Below are 21,813 nucleotides of genomic sequence, written 5' to 3' on the forward strand. Positions count from 1 at the left end.
AACGACCGTTTGAGGACTGTGAATGCGCCGGGGCTTTTTCTTCCCTTTCACATATGCCGTTCTGTCGCTCCTTGCCCTGATCGCCGCGCCGGGCATCGGCCATGCGGCGGGCTTCAATGCCGACGCCGCCACGCGAGCCTACCTCGATACGCTGCAGGGCTCCGCGCGCGTGAAATCGGACGCCTATTTCGAGGGCGGGTACTGGATCGCGCTGATCGGCACACTGGCTTCGGTGGCCGCCTACTGGATCATGTTGCGGCTGCGCATCCTGCCCCGCGTGCGCGATGCGGCCGAACGCAAGGGGCGCAAGCGCGCGCTGGTGGTGTTCGAAGTGGCGGCCGTGTTCCTGATGGCCAGCACGCTGTTGCTGCTGCCCTGGACCATCTACACGGGGTTTGTCCGCGAGGCGCGCTATGGCCTGCTCAACCAGTCTTTCGCCGGCTGGCTGGGCGAACAGGTGATCGGCCTGTTCGTGACGCTGGTCATCGGCAGCCTGCTGTTCGTGGTGATCTACGGCGTGATCCGGCGGCTGCCGAAGGTCTGGTGGATGGTGTCCACCGGCGTCGTCTCGGTCTTCCTCGCGCTCGCGATGCTGTTCGCGCCGGTCTATATCCTGCCGCTGTTCAACACCTATTCCGAACTGCCGCAGGGGCCGGTGCGCGATCGCATCGTCGCCATGGCCAAGGCCTATAACGTGCCGGCCGAACACATCTATGTCTATGACGCTTCGAAGCAGACCAAGCGCATTTCGGCCAATGTCTCGGGCATCGGGCCGACCGTGCGGATCAGCCTGAACGACAACCTGCTGCACCGCGCGTCGGAGCCGGAAATCCTGGCCGCCGTGGGGCACGAGATGGGGCATTACGTGCTGGGCCACGTCTGGCGCTCGTGGATCTGGCTGACCGCGCTCTATGGGCTGATGCTGTTCCTGGCGGCCTGGGCCATGCCGCTGATCCTGGCGCGGTATGGCGCCCGGTGGAGCATTCGCGACGTGGCCGATCCCGCCTCGATGCCGCTCCTTGCGGGCGTGTTCGTGGTCTTTTCGCTGATGGTCACGCCGATCACCAACACGCTGGTCCGCGTGACCGAGCGTGACGCGGACGTCTTCGGACTGGACGCCGCGCGCGAGCCGGACGGGTTCGCTTCGCTGGCGATGAAGCTTTCCGAATACCGCAAGATCGATCCTGGCCCGGCCGAGGAAGCGTTGTTCTATGACCATCCCTCGGGCGCGACGCGCGTGCGGCTGGCGATGCGGTGGAAGCAGATCCACATGCCCGGCGCGCCGATGGCCAAGCCGACGCCGATCGTGCTGGAGCCGATGGACGCGCCGCATTGACGGGCCGCCTGTTCGTCTTCGGGCTGGGCTACAGCGCGAGGATACTGGCGGAGCGGCTGCGGCGGCAGGGCTGGCGCGTTGACGGAACCGGCCGCGCGGGCACGCTGGCGTTCGATGACGATGCGGGCATCGCCGAAGCGCTCGGGAGCGCGACGCACGTCCTATCATCGGTGCCTCCGTCGATAGAGGCGGGCGGCGATCCGGTCCTGCTGCGCCATGGCGCGCGCATCCGGCAATGCGGGGCCGGCTGGATCGGCTATCTGTCCTCTACCGGCGTCTATGGCGATGCCGCCGGCGCCTGGGTGGACGAAAGCGCGCCAGTGGGGCGGGGCCGCCGCGGGGCGCGGGCCGAAGCGGATCTGGCGTGGCAGGCGCTCGATCCGCGCGTGCGGGTGTTCCGGCTACCGGGGATCTATGGTCCCGGCCGCAGTGCGCTGGAGCGAGTGCGCGCCGGGACCGCGCACCGCATCGACCTGCCGGGGCAGGTGTTCAGCCGCATCCATGTGGAGGACATTGCCGGCGGAATCATCGCCTCGTTCGGCGGGTCGGCGGGCGTGTATAACCTTTCCGACGATCTGCCGTGCAGCCAGAACGCGGTGATCGAGGAAGCGGCACGGCTGGCGGGGTGCGCGCCGCCGCCGCTGCTGGCGCTGGAAGAGGCCGGCCTTTCCCCGGCCGCGCGCGCCTTCTACGCGGAGAACCGCCGGGTCGCCAACGGGCGGGCGCGGCGCCTGCTGAACTGGCGCCCGCGCTATCCCACTTATCGCGAGGGGTTGCGCGCCCTCAGCGCCACCAGCAGCCCCGCCATCGCCAGTACCGATCCGGCGATGGCCAGCGCGGACCAGCGATAACCTTCGAACAGCGTCGACAGCAGCATGGCGACGACGGGCACGACCACGCCGTTGTAGGCCGCGCGGCCCGGGCCGAGTTCGCGCACCAGCTGGAAATAGAGCGGAAAGGTCACGACCGATCCCATTACGCCCAGATAGGCGATGCCGAGCAGATAGCCGGGCCGGGTGTCGATTTGCGGCGGGCCATAGACCGTCCAGGCGAAGGCGGCGTCGATCGCGACGCCCCAGACCATCGCCCAGAACAGCACGGCCAGCATGGGCCGCGTTCGCGCGGTCTCGCTTGCCTGCAGCACGTTCGCGCTCGATGCGGACAGGATGCCGCAGAACGTGAGCAGCACGCCCAGCAGCGCTTCATCGCCGACGGGCGCGGTGCGCACTTCGTGCAGCAGCAGCAGGGCGATGCCGGCGATGGCGATGGCCGATCCAGCGAGGAAGCCGCGCGTCAGGGGCTGCCCCAGGAACAGCCGCGCGAACAGGGCATTGGGCACCAGCAGCAGCGCGAACAGCACGGCGACTATTCCCGAGGTGATATGCTGCTCGGCGCGGTAGACGAACTGGAAGTTGCAGACGAACTGAAGCAGGCCGAGCAGGATGGCGAGCCGGTGTCCGCGCCGGTCCAGCCGCAGGCTCTCCCCGCGCGCCAGCGCCAGCACCAGCACGCCGACGGCGGCCACGGCGAAGCGCCAGGTGACCGACCAGCTTGCCGGCACCGAGCCGATCTGGTCCTTGATGACCAGCCAGGTGGAGCCCCAGATCAGCGCCACCAGCGCGAACGGACCGAGGATGCGCGGGTTCCAGAACGAGGGCGGCGCGTCGCCGGGCGCGGTCACAGCGCGGCGATGGCGCGGGCCAGCGCCTCGACATGCGCCGGATCGCTGTTCCACGCGGTAACCAGCCGCGCCGCGCCGGGCGCGCCTTCGGGGGCGGGCCAGTCGTAAAACTCGAAGCCTTGCGCGTGCAGCGCGGCCTGTTCGGAGGGCGAGAGCACGGCGAAGACCTCGTTGGCCTCGACCGGGTGAAGCAGGCGTTCGCCGCAGGCCTCGCCGATCGCGGCGGCGGCGGCATTGGCGGCGCGCGCGTTGTCGAGCCACAGGCCGTCTTCGATCATCGCCAGCACTTGCGCGGCCAGATAGCGCCCCTTGGACTGGAGATGCCCGGCGCGCTTGCGGCGATAGCGCACCACGTCGGCCAGCGCGGGATCGAAGAACACCAGCGCCTCGGCGTTCATGCCGCCGTTCTTGACGCAGCCGAACGTCAGCACGTCGACGCCGGCGTTCACCGTCACCGCGGCGGGATCGCAGCCGAGACGGGCCACCGCGTTGGCGAAGCGCGCGCCGTCCACGTGCAGGCCCAGCGTGCGCTGCCTGGCCAGCGCGCCGATCGCGGCGACCTCGTCGGGCGTATAGACGCGCCCGTATTCGGTCGCCTGCGTGATCGAGATGGCATGCGGCTGCACCTGGTGCACGTCGCGCCGAATCGGGTCGATCGTCGCGCGGATCGTCCCGGGCGTCAGCTTCGCGCCTTCGCCGTCGGCCAGCAGCAGCTTGGCGCCGTGGGTGAAGAAGCCGGGCGCGCCGCCTTCGTCCACCTCGATATGCGCCTCGCGATGGCAGACGATCCCGCCGTGCGGCTGCGCCAGCGCGGCGAGTGCGAGGCAGTTCGCGGCGGTGCCGGTGGCGACCCACAGCGCGGCGCATTCGGTGCCGAACAAGGCCGAAAACGCCTCGTCCAGCCGGGCGCTGAGCCTGTCGCCGTCATAGGCCGAGTCGGGCTGGTCCGCCGCGCGCATGGCGTCCCAGACGCGGGGGTGGACGCCGGCGGCGTTATCGGAGAAGAACTTCATGCGCCAAGGCATCTAAGCCACCGACACAGGCGGTCAAGCGGGAGCAAGCAATGGAACAGGTGACGATCACGCGCGTCGGCGGTGGGGCGGAGGGCGAATACCACGCGGCGGTCGCGGGCAGCGACGCGGTGGGGCGGCTGACCTGGCGCCGCCGGGGCGATGTGGTCGCGGCCGAACACACGCTGGTCCCGCCCGAAATCGGCGGGCGCGGGGTGGCGGGCAAGCTGGTGGAAGCGCTGATCGCCGACGCGCGCGCCGAAGGCTGGAAGATCGCGCCCGATTGCAGCTATGTCGCCGCCGCGTTCCGGCGCCACCCCGAATGGGCGGACCTGCTGGCCTGACGTGCCGGGAGAAAGCGGGGCGGAAATGGTGCTGCTGGGGAGGATTGAACTCCCGACCTCAGCCTTACCAAGGATGCGCTCTACCACTGAGCTACAGCAGCACGCCATTTCCGCGCTCCGGCGCGCCGGCGAGAACCGGCGGCGGGCAGGGGCGCGCTATTGGCTGCGAGGGCCGGCTTTGTCAAGCGTGGTATGACGTGCTGCGGTATCATCGGCGCGCTCTTGCCGTCCGCGCGCGGGCACGGCACACCGCGCGGGATGAACGACGATCCGGCAAACATGACGCGCGAGGAGCGGCTGGTCGCGCGCCTGCGCGAGAACCTGAAGCGGCGCAAGGCGCAGGCCAGAGAACTTGGGGCCAAAGAACTTGGGATTCGTGAGGCAGGCGCCGGCGAATCCGGCACGGGCGGCCTTTCCAAACCGCAAGGGGAGCGCTAGGGGGCCGTTTCCCGCAGTAGAGCAGCAGGAGCCACGATGCCCCGCCTGATCCTGATCCGTCACGGTCAATCGCAATGGAATCTCGAAAACCGTTTCACCGGCTGGTGGGACGTGGATGTGACCGAAAAGGGCGCGGCCGAAGCGCTGGCCGCCGGCACGCTGCTGAAGGACAAGGGCGTGCTGCCGACGGTGGCGTTCACCTCGCTGCAGACGCGCGCGATCAAGACGCTGCATTTCGCGCTGGAAGCCGCCGGCCGCCTGTGGATTCCCGAAGACAAGGACTGGCGCCTCAACGAGCGGCACTATGGTGGCCTGACCGGGCTGGACAAGGCCGAGACCGCCGCGAAGCACGGCGACGAGCAGGTCAAGGTGTGGCGCCGCAGCTTCGACATCCCGCCGCCGCCGCTGGAAGCGGGCAGCGCTTTCGACCTGGCGGCCGACCCGCGCTATGCCGGCATCCCCGTGCCCGCGACTGAAAGCCTCAAGGACACGATCGCCCGCGTGCTGCCGTGCTTCGAGCAGAAGATCGCCCCGGCGCTGAAGGCCGGCGAAACGGTGATCGTTTCGGCCCACGGCAATTCGCTGCGCGCGCTGGTGAAGCACCTTTCGGGCATTTCGGACGCCGATATCACCGGCCTCGAGATTCCGACCGGGCAGCCGATCGTCTATGAACTGGACGACAACCTCGCCGAGATCGAGCGGTACTACCTGTCGGAACGCTGAGGGGCGTTCCGGCCTGAGAGGGGGCAGGGCATGAGTGATACCTCGCCGCAGGCGCCGGCCGTGGCCATCGTCATGGGCAGCCAGTCCGACTGGGAGACGATGAAGAACGCGGCTGCCGCGCTCGACAAGCTGGGCGTGGCCCACGAATGCCGCATCGTTTCCGCGCACCGCACGCCCGACCGGCTCGTGGCCTTTGCCAAGGGCGCGCACCGGGAAGGCTTCCGCGTGATCATCGCCGGGGCCGGCGGCGCGGCGCACCTGCCGGGCATGGTCGCTTCGATGACGCATCTGCCCGTGTTGGGCGTGCCGGTCGAATCCAAGGCGCTGAAGGGCATGGACAGCCTGCTGTCGATCGTCCAGATGCCCGGTGGCATTCCCGTGGGCACGCTGGCCATCGGCGTGCCGGGCGCGACCAATGCCGGCCTGCTGGCCGCGTCGATCCTCGCCACCTCTGATCCGGCGCTGGCGGAACGGCTGATCGCGTTCCGCGCCGCGCAGACCGATTCGGTCGCCGAACGGCCTTCCTGATGGGGATAGAGGTGCGCCAGACCCAGCGCGGGAGCCGCGCATGATACCGCCCGGCGAAACCATCGGCATTCTCGGCGGCGGCCAACTTGGCCGGATGCTGGCCTTGGCGGCGGCCAATCTCGGCTACCGCTGCCACGTCTATGCGCCGGAAGCGGATTCGGTCGCGGCCGACGTCAGCGCCGCGTTCACGCAGGGGCACTATGACGACCAGGCCGCGCTGGCCGCCTTCGCCGCGCAATGCGCGGTGGTGACGTACGAGTTCGAGAACGTCGCCGCCGGGCCGCTGGCCGCGATCGGCGAACATGCGCCGCTGCACCCACCGGTCCGCGCGCTGGAAGTGGCGCAGGACCGGGTGAACGAGAAAAGCTTCGTCGAGGCGCTGGGCGGCCGGCCCGCGCCGTGGGCGCAAGTGGACTCCGCCGCCGATCTCGCCGCCGCCATCGCGCGGATCGGCGCGCCCGGCATCCTCAAGACGCGGCGCGACGGGTACGACGGCAAGGGCCAGTGGCGGATCATGGAGCCGGCCGACGCCGCCCGGCTGGACCTGCCCGCCGTGCCGCTGATCTACGAAGGCTTCGTGCGCTTCGAGGGCGAGTTCTCGGTGATTCTGGTGCGCGACGCGGCTGGCGACGTGCGCTTCTGGGATTCGGCGCGGAACGAGCACGAAAGCGGCATCCTGGCCCGGTCGACGGTGCCCGCGCCGGCGTTCATCGCCGCGCAGGTGGAAGCGGCGCGCGCGCTGGCGGCGAACGTGGCCGATGCGCTGGACTATGTGGGCGTGCTGACTCTGGAATTCTTCGCCACGGCGGACGGCCCGGTGTTCAACGAGATGGCCCCGCGCGTCCACAATTCCGGGCACTGGACGATCGAGGGCGCGCTGGTCAGCCAGTTCGAGAACCACATCCGCGCGATCTGCGCTCTGCCGCTGGGCAGCACGGCGCTGGCGGCGCAGGGTGCGGTAATGGACAACCTGATCGGCGACGCCGCGTGCGACTGGGCGCAGATCCTGTCCGATCCGGCCAACCACCTCCATCTCTATGGCAAGGCGGCGGTTCGTCCCGGACGCAAGATGGGCCACGTCACCCGGCTGATCCTGTAATGGCGCAGGCCCTGGTCCTGATCTACGCGCGCGCCGCCAACGGCACGATCGGTCGGGACAACGCGCTGCCCTGGCACCTTCCGGCGGACCTGCGGCGGTTCAAGGCGCTGACCATGGGCAAGCCGATGATCATGGGCCGCAAGACGTTCGAGAGCTTTCCCGCGCCGCTGCCCGGCCGCCGCCATATCGTGCTGACGCGCGATGCCGGCTGGCGCGCGGAAGGGGCCGAAGTGGTCCACGACGTGCCGGCCGCGCTGGCGCTGGCCGGCGATGGCGAGGTGGCCGTGATTGGCGGCGCCGAGATCTTCCGCCTGTTCCTGCCGCTGGCCAGGCGGGTGGAATTGACCGAGGTCCATGCCGATGTCGCGGGCGACACGGTGATGCCGCCTCTTGGCCCCGAATGGCGGGAGCTTGCGCGCGAGACGCACCCGGCCGAAAAGGGACGCCCGGCGTTCGCGTTCGTGACGCTGGAAAGGGAGGGGGGCTGAACCATGCGTCGTTGGGTGGCGATTGCACTGGGCGTGACCGGATTGGCGGCGGCGGCGTTCTTCGGGCCGCTGCCGGCGTTCGTCGAATTGCAGATGAACCGGATCGACGGGCAGCCGCTGATCGCGGTCAGTGACCGGGCGCGGGAACTGCACCGTTCGCTGCGGATCGTCGATCTGCATGCCGATACGCTGATGTGGCGGCGCGACCTGCGCGACCGGGCGCGGCGCGGGCATGTCGATCTGCCGCGTCTGGAAGAGGGCAATGTGGCGCTGCAGGTGTTCTCGTCGGTGTCGAAATCGCCGCGCGGTCTCAATTACGATGCCAATCCGGCGGACAGCGACACGCTGGGCGCTTTGGCGGTGGCGCAGTTGCAGCCGGTGCGGACGTGGAATTCGCTGGCCGAACGCACGCTGTGGCACGGGCAGAAGCTGGATCGCGCGGTCGCGGCCTCGGGCGGGATGCTGCTTAAAGTCAGCGACGATGCCTCGCTCGACCAGTTGCTGGCCCGGCGCGGGAACAAGGCGCAGCCGGTGGGCGCGATGCTTTCGATCGAGGGGCTGCACGATCTGGAAGGCAAGGCAGAGAACCTCGACCGGTTCTATGCCGCCGGCTTCCGCATGGCGAGCCTGACGCATTTCTTCGACGATGAACTGGCCGGATCGATGCACGGGCTGAAGAAGGGCGGGCTGACCCCGTTCGGCCGGCAGATCGTGCGGCGGATGGAAGACAAGGGCATGATCGTCGACATCGCGCATCTCAGCCACGCCGGCGTGGCGGACGTGCTGGCGATGGCGCGGCGGCCGGTGGTTTCCAGCCACGGCGGAGTGCAGGCGACGTGCAAGGTCAACCGCAACCTGACCGACGACGAGATTCGTGGGGTGGCCCGCACCGGCGGGCTGATCGGCATCGGCTATTGGGATGCGGCGGTCTGCGATACCAGCCCCCGCGCGACGGCCAAGGCGATGCGCCACGTGCGCGATCTTGTCGGGATCGACCATGTCGCGCTAGGCAGCGATTTCGACGGGGCGACCACGACCCGGTTTGATACCGCGCAACTGGAACAGGTAACCCAGGCCCTGATCGACGAAGGTTTCAGCGAGGACGAGATTCGCGCCGCGATGGGCGGCAACGCGCTGCGCGTGATTCGCGCCGGCTTGCGGCCGATGTCCTCTGCGTCGGCAGGGGCCATGGCAGAGGCGCATCGATGACGCGAATCGACGCGCGCGATCGCGCGCCGGATCATCTGCGTGGGGCGGTGATCGCGCTTGGCAATTTCGACGGGTTCCATCTCGGCCATCAGGCGGTGGTGGGCGAGGCGGTGCGGCAGGCGCGGGCGCAAGGCCGCCCGGCGATCGTCGCCACGTTCGATCCGCACCCGGTACGCCATTTCCAGCCTGATGCGCCGCCGTTCCGGCTGACCACGCTGGACCAGCGCGAGGAGCTGTTCGCTGCCGCCGGGGCCGATGCCATGCTGGTCTTCGCCTTCGACGGGACGCTGGCCGCCACCACGGCGGAGGAATTCGTGCGCGGGCTGCTGGTCGATCGGCTGGGCGCGGCGGGCGTGGTCACGGGCGAGGATTTCACCTTCGGCAAGGGGCGCGGCGGTAACGTGCGCGTGCTGGCGGAACTGGGCGCGGAAAGCGGGCTGACGGCGCGCGCGGTCGGCCCCGTGGTGGAAAGCGGCGAAGTCGTCTCCTCCAGCCGCATCCGCGCCGCGCTGCAGGCCGGCGATTGCGCCACCGTCACGCGGCTGCTGACGCGGCCCTTCGCGATCCGGGGCGTGGTGCAGCACGGCGACAAGCTGGGGCGCACGATCGGCTTTCCCACCGCCAACCTGCCGCTCGGCAGCTATCTGCGCCCGCGCTACGGCATCTATGCCGTCACCGGCCGGATGCCGGGCGGGCGCGTGGTGCAGGGCGCGGCCAACATCGGCATCCGCCCCACCTTCGATCCGCCCAAGGAACTGCTGGAGCCTTATTTCTTCGACTGGTCGGGCGATCTTTACGGGCAGGAGATCGAGGTGGCCTTCCACCACTTCCTGCGGCCCGAAGCGAAGTTCGATTCGCTCGATGCGCTGGTCGAACAGATGAACCGCGATTGCGACGAGGCGCGGCGGTTGCTGGCGGCGGGGTAGGCGGGGATTTTCTGGTTCGCGCAGAGGGCGCGGAGGGCGCGGAGAGGGGCGTCGAGCCGAAGGCTCCCGAGAAGGACAGGAGTTCGCTTGTCTTGTAAGAGCGGCTTTGCCGCAGGGTGCGTCCTCTCAGCGCCCTCCGCGTTCTCTGCGCGAACCTGCAATCGCGCAATGAAGCCGCAATTGCAGGAATCCCCGCGCGCCGCTAAGGCCCGCCGATCATGACCGAACAGCGCGACTACCGAAACACCGTCTTCCTGCCGAAGACCGATTTCCCGATGAAGGCCGGACTCCCGCAGAAGGAGCCGGGCATTCTCGCGCGCTGGCAGGAACAGGACCTCTACCGCAAGCTGCGCGATGCGCGCGCCGGGCGCGAGAAGTTCATCCTCCACGATGGCCCGCCCTATGCCAATGGCGACATGCACATCGGCCATGCGCTGAACCATATCCTCAAGGACATGGTCTGCCGCACGCAGAGCCTGCTGGGCAAGGACGCGCCCTATGTGCCCGGCTGGGACTGCCACGGGCTGCCGATCGAATGGAAGGTCGAGGAGGAATACCGCAAGAAGAAGAAGAACAAGGACGAGGTGCCGCCGCGCGAATTCCGCGCCGAATGCCGCGCCTATGCCCAGAAGTGGGTGGACGTGCAGCGCGAACAGTTGAAGCGCCTCGGCATCAACGGCGACTGGGACCACCCGTACCTGACGATGGACTTCCAGGCGGAGGCGACGATCGTCGGCGAACTGCTCAAGTTCGCCGAGAACCAGATGCTCTATCGCGGCGCCAAGCCGGTGATGTGGAGCCCGGTGGAAAAGACCGCGCTGGCCGAGGCCGAGGTCGAATACGAGGACATCGTTTCGACTCAGGTGGACGTGGCGTTCGAGATCACGGAATCGCCGATCGCGGAACTGGTCGGCGCGCACGCGGTGATCTGGACGACGACGCCGTGGACGATCCCGGTGAACCAGGCGCTCGCGTATGGGCCGGACGTTGACTATGTCCACGCGATCATCAACTGGACGTGGACCAAAGACGAAGATCCGCAAGGTATCCAGTACGGTCAGTATTTTGTCGTTGCCGAGCCGCTGATCGAATCCCTTGCCGCCCGGATGGGCGCTTGCGGCACTGACGATGGGCGGAAGATCGACAACGTCACCGTTTCGATCCTATCACGTTTCAAAGGCTCCGACCTCGCCGGCACCATCGCCCGCCACCCGATGCACCACCTCGGCGGATTCTTCGCCAGGCCCCGCCCGCTGCTCGCCGGCGATTTCGTCACCACCGACAGCGGCACGGGCCTTGTCCACATGGCGCCCGACCATGGCGAGGACGACTTCCTGCTGTGCAAGGCGCACGGGATCGATCCGGTCTTCGCGGTCGAGGGCGACGGCAAGTACCGCGCGGACTGGGCGTGGCTGGGCGGCGAAGGCAGCGTCATCAATCCGAAGTTCAATGCGCCCGACGGGCCGATCTGCACCGCGCTGAGCGAGGCGGGCGGGCTGCTGGCGGCAAGCGCGGATTACAGGCACTCCTACCCGCATTCGTGGCGCTCCAAGGCCAAGGTGATCTTCCGCTGCACGCCGCAGTGGTTCGTGCCGATGGACCGGGTGATGACGCACATCTCGCCCAAGACGCCGGGCGAGAACCGTTGGGAAACCGAAGGCGGCGCGATCAACCCGGCGGAGGAGGCGCTGTGCGCCGCGCCCACGCTGCGGCAGGCGGCGATGGCCGCCATCGCCGAAACGCGCTTCGTGCCCGAAAAGGGCCGCAACCGCATCGGCGCGATGGTCGAAGGCCGGCCCGACTGGGTGCTGAGCCGCCAGCGCGCGTGGGGCGTGCCGATCACGCTGTTCGTTGATCGCAAGACCGGCCAGTACCTTGTCGATCCGGCGGTGAACGACCGCATCATCAACGCCATCCGCGCCGAAGGCGTCGATGCCTGGTCGGACGAGGCGGCGCAGGCCCTGCTGGGGCCGGACTACGATGCCGCCGACTACGAGCGCGTGGCCGACATTCTCGACGTGTGGTTCGATTCGGGCAGCACCCATGCCTTCGTGCTGGAATCGGGCCGCTGGCCCGACCTGCTGCGGCCCGAAGGCTATCAGGGGCCGCACGCGGACCTCTATCTGGAAGGGTCGGACCAGCACCGCGGCTGGTTCCAGTCCTCGCTGCTGGAAGCCTGCGCCACGCGCGGCCACGCGCCCTACAAGGGCGTGCTGACCCATGGCTTCACCATGGACGCCAAGGGCATGAAGATGTCCAAGTCGCTGGGCAACACGATCAGCCCGATCGACCTGATGCGCGATTATGGCGCGGACATCCTGCGGCTGTGGGCGCTGTCGGTGGATTTCACCGAGGACCACCGTATCGGCAAGGAAATCCTGGCCGGGGTGGCCGACCAGTACCGCAAGCTGCGCAACACCTTCCGCTACCTGCTGGGCGCGCTCGACGGGTTCGGCGAGGACGAGAAGCTGCCGGTGGGCGAGATGCCCGAACTGGAGCGCTACATGCTCGTCCTGCTCGAATGGCTGGACGGCACGCTGCGGCAGGCGGTGGCGGACTATGACTACAACACCTATGTCCGCGCGCTGAGCGAGTTCTGCAACGAGGACTTGTCCGCGTTCTTCTTCGATATCCGCAAGGATTCGCTCTACTGCGATGCGCCTTCGGACGCGAAGCGCCGCGCCTATCGCACCGTGCTCGACGTGCTGTTCCACGCGCTGGTGCGCTATGCCGCGCCGGTGCTGGTCTTCACGGCGGAGGAAGTGTGGCAGACGCGCTTCCCCGGCAGCGACAGCGTTCATCTGCTGGAATGGCCGGTGGTGCCGGTCTCGGTGGTGGAAGAGGACCGCTGGGCCGAACTGCGCGCGCTGCGGACCACGGTGAACGAGGCGATCGAGCCGCTGCGCCGCGAGAAGGTGCTCGGATCGGGGCTGGAAGCGCAAGTGCTGGTGCCCGAGGGCGCGCCGGAGGCCAATCTGGCTGAACTGTTCATCACCGGGACAGTCGTGCGCGGGCAGGATGACGGCGTGACCGTCACCCGAACCCACGACCACAAGTGCGGCCGTTGCTGGCGCCATCTGCCCGAAGTGGCCGAAGACGGCGCGCTGTGCGCGCGCTGCGAAACGGTGGTCGCGGAACTGGACGCAAAGTCGGATGGGCAGCCGGCGTGACCGTTTCCGGCCGTCGCCTTGCCGGCTTCGCGCTGGCGCTGCTCACGTTCGCGGTGGATCGCGGCGTCAAGGCGCTGATGACCGGCCGGCTCGCGCTGGCCGACGTGGGCGCGATCGAGCTGCTGCCGTTCTTCGACTTGCGCTGGACCGAGAACTACGGCGTTTCGCTGGGCATGTTCACGGCCACCTCGGCCGAGATGCGCTATGGCCTGATCCTGGTGACCGCCACGATCGCGCTGGGCGTCGCCGTGTGGATGCTGCGCGAAAAGGTGCTGGGCGATATCGTCGGCCTCGCGCTCGTGCTGGGCGGCGCGCTCGGCAATATCTACGACCGCGTGTCGCGCGGCTTCGTGATCGATTACGCCGACCTTCATTTCGGGGAATGGCGCCCGTTCCTGATTTTCAACATCGCCGATGCCGCCATCACCTTCGGCGTGCTGATACTGCTTGCCCGGTCGCTGCTTTCGCGCGAAAAGCCCGCCAATGGCGCGGATGCCGAAGCTGATGCCGCCGCCACGGAGAATGCCTGATATGCGTAAAGCCGCCACTCTTTGCCTTCTCGTCTCGGGCGCGGGCCTGCTGTCCGCCTGCGGCGCGGGCGGCTCGCTGTTCAATCGCGTGCGACCCGATGAATTCGCGGTGACGCGCCAGGCGCCGCTGGTGGTGCCGCCCGATTTCGCGCTGACCCCGCCCAACCCCGGCGCGCCGCGCCCGCAGGACGTCGATTCCGGCAAGCAGGCGCTGGAAGCGCTGTTCGGCGGCCCGGCCCCGCGCAGCGCGGTGGAGACCGACGTCATCAACCGTTCGGGCGCTTCGGCCGCCGGCATCCGCAGCTCGGTGGGCGATCCCGACACGAAGACCGTCGCCAAGGGCAATACGCTGCGCGACATCCTGGCCGCGCCGCAGGGCGACGGCGCCGAGGCGCAGGCGAATATTCCCGGCTGATCCGGGCACAGTCCCTGTCGGTTTCAGAAACCCCCGCCGCGCGCGGGGGTTTTTTGTAAGCGCTGGGACGTTCCCACCCCCAACCCCTCCCGCAAGCGGGAGGGGAGCGAGACTTGCGCTGCCACAGGCGGCGCAAGTCGCAGCGGGTGGGCCTTTCAGGGCACGGGCTTTGACCGTCGCCTACTTTTCCGGGCTTAGCCAGATGCCGGCCCAGTCCGCCGGAGGCGGGGCGGAGCGGAAGGCGGCGATGCGGGTGAGGAACACCCGCGCCGGGCCGTCTTCCGGCAGGATACGCAGCGTTTCGGCGAAGGCGGCTTCGGCCTTGTCCCATTCCCGTGCGCGGTAGAGCGCGAGCGCGTGGGCATGGGCATCGCGCGCGGCGAGCAGGTCCGGCCCGACCTCGCCGATCTCGCCGAGCAGCTCGTAGATGCGCACCGCCTCGCTCTTGCCCGGTGCGGCCAGCAGGTCGATCTCGCGCGCCTCGATGCGGTGGCGCACCTTGAGCATGGTCGCCTCGTCGGCCAGGATCAGCGTGCCATAGGTCTTGTTGGCGCTTTCGAGGCGCGAGGCGACGTTGACCGCATCGCCCATGATCGTGAAATTGCGCGAGGCGGCCGAGCCGATCGAGCCGACCACCACGTCGCCCGTGGCGAGGCCGATCCGCGCCGACACGCTGGGCGCGCCCCGGCGCAGGCCGAGCAGTTCGGGCAGCTCGCGCTGGAGCCGCGCGATCTGCTCGCGCTGTTCCAGCGCGGCGGTGACGGCGGACAGCGCGGGTTCCTCCAGCGCGAACGGCGGTCCCCAATAGGCCATGACCGCATCGCCGATGTATTTGTCGATTACGCCGTGGTGGCGGTGGATCGGCTCGGCGGCCAGCGTCAGGTAACGGTTGACCAGCCGCACCAGCGCGGTGGGGGTCAGCGTTTCCGAAATCGCGCTGAAGCCCTGCACGTCGGAGAAGTACACGGTCATCTCGCGCTTTTCGCCCGCTTCCAGCTCGGCGCGGTTGGCGCCCAGCAGGCGATCGACCACACGCGGGTCCATGTAGCTGGAGAAGGTGTTCTTGAGCGCCACCTTCTGCCGCAGTTCCTCGACCATTGCGGAGAAGGCGGTGGTCAGCTGGCCCAGCTCGTCGTGCGTGGTGGCCGGCAGCGACACTTCCAGGTTGCCGCGCCCCACTTCCTCCGCGCCGGCGATCAGGCTGCGCACCGGCGTCAGCATCCGGCGGGTCAGCAGCACCGAAATGACTGCGCCCGCCAGAAAGGCGAAGACGGCAAGGACCAGATTCTCGACCGTGACCAAAAAGCCGCGCCGTTCCAGCGCTTCGAGCTGGCGTTCGTCTTTCGCGCTGAGGACCGAAGCCTCGCGCGACATGCGCTCCATCGCGGCCAGAACGCGCCGTTCGGCGTCCATCGCGGCGGTCTGGCGCAGGCGCACGCCATCCACCATCGCGGGAGCCTCGGGATCGAGAAAGGCGTCCATCGCCGCGCGATAGGCGGCGTGTTCGCGCCGCACGGCCTCGGTTTCCAGCTGCAGGCGGCCGAGGAACACGGCGACATCGTTGGAGACCGGCATCGTTGCGAACCGGCTGATATGGGTATCAAGCTGCGCGAGCTGGCTGTCGACGCGGGTGTTCAACGCGCGGAAACGTTCGAGATAGCTTTCGTGCAACGCGGGATCGCGCACTTGCGGTCCGCCGTACCGCAGCGCCCGCTCGCTGGCGAGTTCCTCCTCCGCCGCGAATTCCTCGATGGTCGCCACTTCGCGCTTGAGCGGCTCCAGCACTTCCACCAGCAGCGCCGTCTCGCGATTGACTTTCGCAGACTGGACGAAGGCATAGACCGCCGCCGCCAGCATGATCGCCAGCAGCGTGACGCTCAGCCCCACGAATTTGCGCGTGATGGTCAGGCGGCCCAGCCGCGCGATACGGCCGGGTCGTGCCGGGGGTGTCTCGATGTCCATGATCCCGTCCCAGGCCCGGAAATACCGGGTTGCTCCGGATCGGACTAGCCTTCCCGCCGGATCGGTGCAAGCCGCCGGCCGCTGGTCGCGACGGGTATGCCGACCCGTCGCGGGACGGGTGCCGACTACTGCCGAAAGCGGCAGAAATCGTCGTTTATCGCGCGATCGAGCACGCTGCGAAACGCGGCGAAGGCCGGGTCATCGGGGCGAAGAAGACCCGTTCCGGACTCTTTCATTTGCCCACGCGGCACGAGGGCCACCGGGCTGGCGATGGGAATGAGCTGCGAGCCGGTGCCCGCGTGCAGCGTGGCCAGCAGGCCGAACATGCAGCCATCACGCGTCGGCCGGCCCAGCGTGATCAGCCGGTGCTGCCCCGCCTCGCAGGTGGCGAGATAGGTGTGGCCGGAGAGGTTGGGCATCGAGACATGGCCCTTCTGCGCGAAGGCGCCGTCGATCCGCTCGGCCTCGGTAAAGCGCAGGTGGCCGGCCGCATCGTCCCAGAAGATGCGCGTGACATAGGCATAGATCGCGCCCGGCTCGCCGAAGCTGGCGCGCAGCGTGAGGTAGTCCGCCTCGATCCAGTGCACGGCGGCGCGGCTGTAGGCGCCCATGTGCTCGGGCGCGGTATCCGGGGCGGGTGGAGCTTCGGGCGTGGCCGCGCCATCGCGCAGGCGCGTGCCCAGCGCTTCTTCCAGCCGGATCACCGTGGCCAGTGTGAACTGGCGGCTTCCGGACAGCGCCTTTTCCAGCGTGGACAGGCTGATCCGCGCCATGTCCGCCAGCGCCTGGCGCGAGATGCGCCGCCGGGCCAGTTCCTCGCGCAGCCGCGCAGCGATCGCCTGTCCTTCGGCGGTCTGTCCTTCTGCGGCACGCATTGCATCGGGTTCGGGCACGGCACGTCCTTCACGTCAAACTGCGGACATATGCGCACATTTCCGCACAGTCCGTCAAGCGATCCCGCCACGATCCGCACCGCTGCGGATCGACCGGACGAAACTGGCGGGGACTGCCCGTGGCTGTGCGGCGCCTGTGCCGCCTAACGGGAAGGCTCCCCTTGATGATGGAGCCTGTCATGGTCCTCTCGCGCATATCTCTCTTCTCGGGCCGATCCCGCTGCCGGATCGCGCTGGCGCTGGCGCTTCTGCTGGCGGTCGTTGGCGGCGCTCTCCTCGCCGGCCGGCTCCAGGCCGAAGACGCCCCGGCCGATGGCGACGCGATCGGCAGCGGCACGCTGCTGCTGTCCGGCAAGGGCGTGGCGGAAAGCCTGCCCGCCGTGCGGCTGGGCACCGACATGGACGTGACGGTCAGCGGCCCCATTGCCCGCGTCCGCGTGACGCAGGCGTTCCGCAACACCAGCGACCGCTGGATGGAAGCGACCTACCTCTATCCCTTGCCGGAGGACGGCGCGGTCGACAGTCTGAAGATGGTGGTGGGCGACCGGGTTATCGTCGGCCACATCAAGCGCCGCGCCGAAGCCCGCGAAATCTATGAAAAGGCGCGCGAACGCGGGCAGAAGGCGGGGCTGGTCGAAGCCGAACGGCCCAACATGTTCCGCAACAGCGTGGCCAATGTCGGCCCCGGCGAAACCGTGCTGATCCAGATCGAATACCAGGCCCCGGTCCGCCAGGTTTCGGGCGAGTTCGCGCTGCGCCTGCCGCTGGTGGTGGGGCCGCGCTACGTTCCGGCGCAGGCCACCGCCGAGAACCCCGCCCGCACCGAAGCGGCCGTGGCGAAGGACATCGACGAGGTTACCGCGCCGCTGGCCGCACCGGCGCTGGGCAAGGGGCTCAACCCCGTCTCGATCACGGTCCATCTCGCCCCCGGCTTCGTGCCCGCCAATCTCATCAGCCCCTATCACCGGATCGCGGTGAGCGACGATGGCGCGCAGGCGCGCACGATCCGGCTGGCCGATGGCGAGGTTCCTGCCGACCGCGATTTCGAGCTGCGCTGGCGGTCGGCCAGCGCCGATCCCACGCTCAGCCTGTTCCGCCAGTCGCTTGATGGAAAGGACTACGTGATGGCCTCGATCGTGCCGCCGGCCCACCTGCCGCAGGGCAAGGCTCCGCCGCGCGAGATGGTCTTCGTGATCGACAACAGCGGCTCGATGGGCGGGCAATCGATGGACGCGGCCAAGGAAAGCCTGCTCCACGCGCTCGATACGCTGCGCCCGGAGGATCGCTTCAACGTGATCCGCTTCGACGACACGATGACCCAGCTGTTCGACCAGAGCGTGCCGGCCACGTCCGAACAGGTCGCCACCGCGCGCCGCTTCACCGAAGGGCTGGAAGCCAATGGCGGCACCGAGATGTTGCCCGCGCTGAAGGCCGCGCTGGTCGATGCGACGCCCGGTGAAGCGCCCAATAACGAGCAGGGCGTTCGTCAAGTTGTCTTCCTCACCGATGGCGACTTGTCCAACGAGAAGGACATGATGGCGGAAATCGCCGCGCACGGTGGCCGCAGCCGGGTGTTCATGGTCGGCATCGGCTCCGCGCCTAACACGTTCCTGATGCGCCGCATGGCCGAAGCCGGGCGCGGCACCTACACCAACATCGGCGATGGCAGCGAAGTGAACGCGAAGATGACCGCGCTGCTCGACCGGCTCAAGGCCCCGGTGGCGCGCGATCTCACGGTCACGGTCGATGGCGCGCCGCTCGATTTCACGCCGCGCCGCCTGCCCGATCTCTATGTCGGCGAACCGCTGGTGCTGCTGGGGCGGGGGCAGGCCCTGTCCGGCCGCCTGACGGTCAGCGGCATGATCGGCGACAAGCCGTGGTCGCAGACGGTGGACCTGTCCGCTGCCGTCGACAGCCCTGCCGTGGCGCGGCTCTGGGCCAACCGCCGCGTGGCGGAGATCGAGGCCGCCCGCGCCGCCGGGGAGATGGAGGACGATCAGGCGGATGGCCAGATCGCCGACCTCGGCCTCGCCTACAGTCTCGTCACCTCGCAGACGAGCCTGGTCGCGGTCGATGAAACGCCCACCCGTCCGGCAGGCGCGCGGCTGACGCGCGAGGAACTGCCACTGCTGCTGCCGGCCGGCTGGGATTTCGACACGCTGTTCAACGGCGCTGCCGCCCATGCCACGACTCCCGCAGCGGGTGCCGAAGCCGGCGAAGCCGACGCGGTAACCCTGCCCCGTACCGCCACCGGCTATATGGCGCTGGTGGAAAAGGGCGGGCTGGCGCTGCTGATGGGCGTGGCGCTGCTGCTGGCCGGCACACGCCGGAAGGTCCGGGCATGACCGCTCTCGTGCTCACGACGAAAGGGACGCGCGCCACGGCGCGCGTCCTGCTGCGCGGTGCCGGGGCGCTGCTGTGCGCGTTCGGTCTCGCGGTGATGGCGCAGGGGTTGGCCGTGCCGGTCAAGGCGCGCGTGGCGCAAGTCTTGCTCGACCGGGCGTTCGCGCGGAGCCTCGCCGAAGGGCATCCGGTGAAGCCGTGGCCCTGGGCGGACACGGTGCCGGTGGCTCGGCTCACGCTGCCCCGGCTGGGCGCGAGCGATGTCGTGCTCTCGGGCGGATCGGGGCAGGCGCTGGCGTTCGGGCCGACCGTGGTGCCGAACCGGCGCGCCGGCGGCGGCGGAGCGGGGGCCGATGTGACCATCATGGCCGCGCACCGCGATACCCATTTCGCCTTTCTGCGCAACACGCGCGTGGGCGACGCCATCGACGTGCGGGCGATCGGCGGCGCGCACCGGCGCTATCGCGTCACCGGCTTCCAGGTGGTGCGCTGGGACGGTTTCGCCGCGCCCCGCGATCCCGCGCGGCCGCTGCTGGCGCTGGTGACGTGCTATCCCTTCGGCGCGACCGAGCACGGGCCGCTGCGCTTCGTGGTCTGGGCGGAGGCGGAATGAAGGACGAGCCGCCGCGCCTTCCCGCGACGGCTCTCCGGCAGCGCGAGGCGGCCTATTTCAGCGTCTTGAGATACTCGATGATGGCCTTGCGCTTGGCCGGATCGGTCTGGCCGGAATAGGTCATCCGCGTGCCGGGCACGAGCTTCATCGGGTTTTCCAGCCACTTGTCGAGCGTGGCGTCATCCCAGGTCAGTCCCGATCCCTTGAGCGCCGGGCTGAAGCTGAAGCCCGCGACATCGCCGGCCTTGGTGCCCACGATCCCGGCCAGGCTCGGCCCGATCATGTTCTTGCCCTTGTCGACCGAATGGCAGGACTTGCAGATGCCGAAAGCGAGCGGCGCGCCATCGGCGGCCGTGCTTGGTGTCGCGGCCGGGGCGGACGTGTCCGCCGGGGCGTTGCCGCTCGCCGGCGTCTCCTCCTGCTTCGCGCTGCCACAGGCCGAAAGCGCCAGCGCCAGTCCGGCCGCGCATGCGCTTTTCACCACCATTCTCATGTCAACATACCCTTTCCATCAGGGCAAAGCCGCGTTCGGGACCGAAAGCGGCGTCGCGACGGGCAGCTTTGCCTTTCCTTGGGATCGCGCCGCGCCTATGCGCCCGTGTTCCATGTTTGAAAAGCCGCCTTTGCACTGGATCGACGAATTGCGCGCGACGCTGAAGCTCGCTGCGCCGCTCGTCGGCGCGAACCTGCTGCAGATGGCGGTGTTCGCGGTCGACGTGGTGTTCGTCGCGCGGCTGGGGCCGGAAGCGCTGGCGGCCTCGTCGCTGTCGGTCGCGCTGTTCGGCCTGCTGATGTGGAGCCTGACGGGCCTCGTCGGCGCGGCCTCGCCGCTGATCGCGGCCGAGCTGGGGCAGCGCAAACACGCCGTGCGCGAAGTGCGCCGGACGACGCGCATGGCGGCTTGGGTCGGCGTTCTCGCGGCGATCTGCGCGATGGGCGTGTGCCTGCTGGGCGGGCCGCTGATGCGGCTGACCGGGCAGCAGGAGGCCGTCATCGCGCTGGCCGAGCCGTTCCTGCGGGTGCTGATGTGGGCGGCGCTGCCGATGGTCCTAGCGGCGCTGCTGCGCACCGTCGTCGCCACGCTGGGCCGGCCGGGCATCGGCACCGCGATCACCGGCCTGGCCGTGGTGGTCAACGCCACCGGCAACTGGATCTTCGTGTTCGGCCACTTCGGCATGCCGGCGCTGGGCCTGACGGGTTCGGCGGTGTCCAGCGTGGTCACGTCCTGCGCGATGCTGCTGGCCTACGCCGCGGTCATCCGGTTCGACCGGCGCCTGCACCGCTATCGCCTGCTGGGCCGCTGGTGGCGTCCGGAATGGAAGCGCTTCGGTGGCGTGCTGCGCGTCGGCCTGCCGATCTGCGGCACGATTCTGGCCGAAGCGGGCATGTTCAACGGCGCGGCCTTCCTGATGGGCCGCATTGGCGAGACCGAACTGGCGGCGCATACCGTCGCGCTCCAGCTGGCGGCGATCGCCTTCCAAGTGCCGTTCGGCGTGTCGCAGGCCGCGACCATCCGGGTGGGCCTGGCCTTCGGCGCCGGAGACCGGCACGCAGTGGCCATGGCCGGGCGCGTGGCGATCGCGCTGGGCATGGGCTTCATGCTGCTGTCAGCCGGCACGATGCTGGTGGCCCCACGCGCGATCATGCGGCTCTACATCGATCCCGATGCCCCGGCCAATGCCGCGCTCGTCGCGCTGGCGGTGCAATACATGGTAGTCTGCGCCGCGTTCCAGCTGTTCGATGGCGCGCAGGCGGTGGGCGCCGGCCTGCTGCGCGGCATCCAGGATACGCGCGTGCCTATGGCCATCGCGCTGTTCGGCTACTGGGTGCCGGGGCTGGGCACGGCGATCGGGCTGGGCCTGTTCACGCCGCTGCGCGGGGTGGGCGTTTGGCTCGGCCTGATGATCGGGCTGATCGTCGTCGCGGCGCTGATGCACTGGCGCTGGCACCGGCGCGAACGGCTGGGTCTGCTGACGGCCGGCTGATGCCGCCGCAAGGGTGTGCCGTGCAGGGGCAGGGGACGCAAAAAAATCTGTCCGCCCCCTGTTGACGCTCCACCGCCCCTCACCCATATCCCGCCCGCTGGCACTCTCCCCGTGAGAGTG

Annotated in this window: 21 protein-coding genes and 1 tRNA gene; 16 read left to right on the forward strand and 6 right to left on the reverse strand. The window is 69.0% G+C overall.

Annotation, left to right across the window (positions count from 1 at the left end):
- Positions 1-22 precede the first annotated feature (22 nt).
- Together FA702_RS12170 and FA702_RS12175 are read left to right on the forward strand one after the other, a co-directional pair.
- On the forward strand, positions 23-1,336 hold the full coding sequence (locus tag FA702_RS12170; protein ID WP_136956361.1) for a M48 family metallopeptidase: 1,314 nt from the start codon (positions 23-25) through the stop codon (positions 1,334-1,336).
- Positions 1,333-2,187 carry an SDR family NAD(P)-dependent oxidoreductase gene (locus FA702_RS12175; protein ID WP_136956362.1) on the forward strand — a complete coding sequence of 285 codons (855 nt, stop codon included), beginning with the start codon at positions 1,333-1,335 and terminating at the stop codon, positions 2,185-2,187. The genes FA702_RS12170 and FA702_RS12175 overlap by 4 nt, the downstream gene beginning before the upstream one ends.
- Here the strand turns inward: FA702_RS12175 and FA702_RS12180 are convergent.
- Positions 2,097-3,017, reverse strand: a complete 921-nt coding sequence (locus FA702_RS12180) for a DMT family transporter (RefSeq protein WP_136956363.1) — start codon at positions 3,015-3,017, stop codon at positions 2,097-2,099. The genes FA702_RS12175 and FA702_RS12180 overlap by 91 nt on opposite strands.
- Entirely contained in the window at positions 3,014-4,030 is a 1,017-nt protein-coding gene (locus FA702_RS12185) for a low specificity L-threonine aldolase (protein WP_136956364.1), read from the reverse strand. Before FA702_RS12185 ends, FA702_RS12180 begins: the two co-directional genes overlap by 4 nt.
- Before the next feature lie 50 nt (positions 4,031-4,080).
- Between FA702_RS12185 and FA702_RS12190 the strand changes: the two genes are divergently transcribed.
- Positions 4,081-4,371: a GNAT family N-acetyltransferase gene (locus FA702_RS12190; RefSeq protein ID WP_136956365.1), complete on the forward strand. Its 291-nt coding sequence runs from the start codon at positions 4,081-4,083 to the stop codon at positions 4,369-4,371.
- Positions 4,372-4,397: 26 nt separating this feature from the next.
- Here the strand turns inward: FA702_RS12190 and FA702_RS12195 are convergent.
- Positions 4,398-4,472 (reverse strand) — tRNA-Thr (locus tag FA702_RS12195).
- Positions 4,473-4,629: 157 nt separating this feature from the next.
- On the opposite strand from FA702_RS12195, the gene FA702_RS12200 reads away from it, so the two are divergent.
- The 10 genes from FA702_RS12200 (at position 4,630) to FA702_RS12245 (ending at position 13,897) form a co-directional block, all read left to right on the forward strand.
- The gene (locus FA702_RS12200) at positions 4,630-4,809 is read left to right on the forward strand and encodes a hypothetical protein (protein ID WP_136956366.1); all 180 of its coding nucleotides are present in this window, start codon (positions 4,630-4,632) and stop codon (positions 4,807-4,809) included.
- 36 nt (positions 4,810-4,845) lie between these two features.
- The gene (gene gpmA / locus FA702_RS12205; RefSeq protein WP_136956367.1) at positions 4,846-5,532 is read left to right on the forward strand and encodes a 2,3-diphosphoglycerate-dependent phosphoglycerate mutase; all 687 of its coding nucleotides are present in this window, start codon (positions 4,846-4,848) and stop codon (positions 5,530-5,532) included.
- 30 nt (positions 5,533-5,562) lie between these two features.
- Positions 5,563-6,060, forward strand: a complete 498-nt coding sequence (gene purE / locus FA702_RS12210) for a 5-(carboxyamino)imidazole ribonucleotide mutase (RefSeq protein ID WP_124810619.1) — start codon at positions 5,563-5,565, stop codon at positions 6,058-6,060.
- Positions 6,061-6,100: 40 nt separating this feature from the next.
- Positions 6,101-7,159 (forward strand): 5-(carboxyamino)imidazole ribonucleotide synthase, encoded by a 1,059-nt coding sequence (locus tag FA702_RS12215; RefSeq protein WP_136956368.1) that lies wholly within the window; start codon positions 6,101-6,103, stop codon positions 7,157-7,159.
- The gene (locus FA702_RS12220; protein WP_136956369.1) at positions 7,159-7,647 is read left to right on the forward strand and encodes a dihydrofolate reductase; all 489 of its coding nucleotides are present in this window, start codon (positions 7,159-7,161) and stop codon (positions 7,645-7,647) included. Before FA702_RS12215 ends, FA702_RS12220 begins: the two co-directional genes overlap by 1 nt.
- 3 nt (positions 7,648-7,650) lie before the next feature.
- Complete coding sequence (locus FA702_RS12225; RefSeq protein ID WP_136956370.1) at positions 7,651-8,856, forward strand: dipeptidase; 1,206 nt, start codon at positions 7,651-7,653, stop codon at positions 8,854-8,856.
- Positions 8,853-9,782 (forward strand): bifunctional riboflavin kinase/FAD synthetase, encoded by a 930-nt coding sequence (locus tag FA702_RS12230; protein ID WP_136956371.1) that lies wholly within the window; start codon positions 8,853-8,855, stop codon positions 9,780-9,782. The genes FA702_RS12225 and FA702_RS12230 overlap by 4 nt, the downstream gene beginning before the upstream one ends.
- A gap of 218 nt (positions 9,783-10,000) precedes the next feature.
- On the forward strand, positions 10,001-12,952 hold the full coding sequence (ileS, locus tag FA702_RS12235; protein WP_136956372.1) for an isoleucine--tRNA ligase: 2,952 nt from the start codon (positions 10,001-10,003) through the stop codon (positions 12,950-12,952).
- Entirely contained in the window at positions 12,949-13,482 is a 534-nt protein-coding gene (gene lspA / locus FA702_RS12240) for a signal peptidase II (RefSeq protein ID WP_136956373.1), read from the forward strand. The genes ileS and lspA overlap by 4 nt, the downstream gene beginning before the upstream one ends.
- Before the next feature lies 1 nt (position 13,483).
- Positions 13,484-13,897, forward strand: a complete 414-nt coding sequence (locus tag FA702_RS12245) for a DUF3035 domain-containing protein (RefSeq protein WP_136956374.1) — start codon at positions 13,484-13,486, stop codon at positions 13,895-13,897.
- Positions 13,898-14,077: 180 nt separating this feature from the next.
- Here FA702_RS12245 and FA702_RS12250 read toward each other — a convergent pair whose 3' ends face one another.
- Both FA702_RS12250 and FA702_RS12255 read right to left on the reverse strand, forming a co-directional pair.
- Positions 14,078-15,859 (reverse strand): adenylate/guanylate cyclase domain-containing protein, encoded by a 1,782-nt coding sequence (locus tag FA702_RS12250; RefSeq protein ID WP_136956375.1) that lies wholly within the window; start codon positions 15,857-15,859, stop codon positions 14,078-14,080.
- 125 nt (positions 15,860-15,984) lie between these two features.
- A complete protein-coding gene (locus FA702_RS12255; RefSeq protein WP_255504557.1) occupies positions 15,985-16,752 on the reverse strand; it encodes a helix-turn-helix transcriptional regulator in 768 nt (255 codons plus the stop codon).
- 164 nt (positions 16,753-16,916) lie between these two features.
- On the opposite strand from FA702_RS12255, the gene FA702_RS12260 reads away from it, so the two are divergent.
- Together FA702_RS12260 and FA702_RS12265 are read left to right on the forward strand one after the other, a co-directional pair.
- Positions 16,917-19,097 (forward strand): marine proteobacterial sortase target protein, encoded by a 2,181-nt coding sequence (locus FA702_RS12260; RefSeq protein ID WP_255504558.1) that lies wholly within the window; start codon positions 16,917-16,919, stop codon positions 19,095-19,097.
- Positions 19,094-19,708 (forward strand): class GN sortase, encoded by a 615-nt coding sequence (locus tag FA702_RS12265; RefSeq protein WP_136956376.1) that lies wholly within the window; start codon positions 19,094-19,096, stop codon positions 19,706-19,708. The genes FA702_RS12260 and FA702_RS12265 overlap by 4 nt, the downstream gene beginning before the upstream one ends.
- Before the next feature lie 52 nt (positions 19,709-19,760).
- Here FA702_RS12265 and FA702_RS12270 read toward each other — a convergent pair whose 3' ends face one another.
- Positions 19,761-20,201, reverse strand: coding sequence for a cytochrome c family protein (locus FA702_RS12270; RefSeq protein ID WP_255504559.1), 441 nt, complete (start codon positions 20,199-20,201; stop codon positions 19,761-19,763).
- Between the two features lie 112 nt (positions 20,202-20,313).
- On the opposite strand from FA702_RS12270, the gene FA702_RS12275 reads away from it, so the two are divergent.
- Positions 20,314-21,693, forward strand: a complete 1,380-nt coding sequence (locus FA702_RS12275) for an MATE family efflux transporter (RefSeq protein WP_136956377.1) — start codon at positions 20,314-20,316, stop codon at positions 21,691-21,693.
- Positions 21,694-21,813: the final 120 nt, after the last annotated feature.

Origin of the sequence: Novosphingobium sp. EMRT-2 (assembly GCF_005145025.1) — a bacterium.
GTDB lineage: Bacteria > Pseudomonadota > Alphaproteobacteria > Sphingomonadales > Sphingomonadaceae > Novosphingobium.

Bases quoted from the DNA above. Each gene is read 5' to 3' on its own strand.
- FA702_RS12170 (WP_136956361.1), top strand. From the start codon at position 23: ATGCGCCGGGGCTTTTTCTTCCCTTTCACATATGCCGTTCTGTCGCTC.
- FA702_RS12185 (WP_136956364.1), bottom strand. From the start codon at position 4,030: ATGAAGTTCTTCTCCGATAACGCCGCCGGCGTCCACCCCCGCGTCTGG.
- FA702_RS12190 (WP_136956365.1), top strand. From the start codon at position 4,081: ATGGAACAGGTGACGATCACGCGCGTCGGCGGTGGGGCGGAGGGCGAA.
- FA702_RS12200 (WP_136956366.1), top strand. From the start codon at position 4,630: ATGAACGACGATCCGGCAAACATGACGCGCGAGGAGCGGCTGGTCGCG.
- gpmA (WP_136956367.1), top strand. From the start codon at position 4,846: ATGCCCCGCCTGATCCTGATCCGTCACGGTCAATCGCAATGGAATCTC.
- purE (WP_124810619.1), top strand. From the start codon at position 5,563: ATGAGTGATACCTCGCCGCAGGCGCCGGCCGTGGCCATCGTCATGGGC.
- FA702_RS12215 (WP_136956368.1), top strand. From the start codon at position 6,101: ATGATACCGCCCGGCGAAACCATCGGCATTCTCGGCGGCGGCCAACTT.
- FA702_RS12220 (WP_136956369.1), top strand. From the start codon at position 7,159: ATGGCGCAGGCCCTGGTCCTGATCTACGCGCGCGCCGCCAACGGCACG.
- FA702_RS12225 (WP_136956370.1), top strand. From the start codon at position 7,651: ATGCGTCGTTGGGTGGCGATTGCACTGGGCGTGACCGGATTGGCGGCG.
- FA702_RS12230 (WP_136956371.1), top strand. From the start codon at position 8,853: ATGACGCGAATCGACGCGCGCGATCGCGCGCCGGATCATCTGCGTGGG.
- ileS (WP_136956372.1), top strand. From the start codon at position 10,001: ATGACCGAACAGCGCGACTACCGAAACACCGTCTTCCTGCCGAAGACC.
- FA702_RS12245 (WP_136956374.1), top strand. From the start codon at position 13,484: ATGCGTAAAGCCGCCACTCTTTGCCTTCTCGTCTCGGGCGCGGGCCTG.
- FA702_RS12250 (WP_136956375.1), bottom strand. From the start codon at position 15,859: ATGGACATCGAGACACCCCCGGCACGACCCGGCCGTATCGCGCGGCTG.
- FA702_RS12260 (WP_255504558.1), top strand. From the start codon at position 16,917: ATGATGGAGCCTGTCATGGTCCTCTCGCGCATATCTCTCTTCTCGGGC.
- FA702_RS12265 (WP_136956376.1), top strand. From the start codon at position 19,094: ATGACCGCTCTCGTGCTCACGACGAAAGGGACGCGCGCCACGGCGCGC.
- FA702_RS12270 (WP_255504559.1), bottom strand. From the start codon at position 20,201: ATGAGAATGGTGGTGAAAAGCGCATGCGCGGCCGGACTGGCGCTGGCG.
- FA702_RS12275 (WP_136956377.1), top strand. From the start codon at position 20,314: ATGTTTGAAAAGCCGCCTTTGCACTGGATCGACGAATTGCGCGCGACG.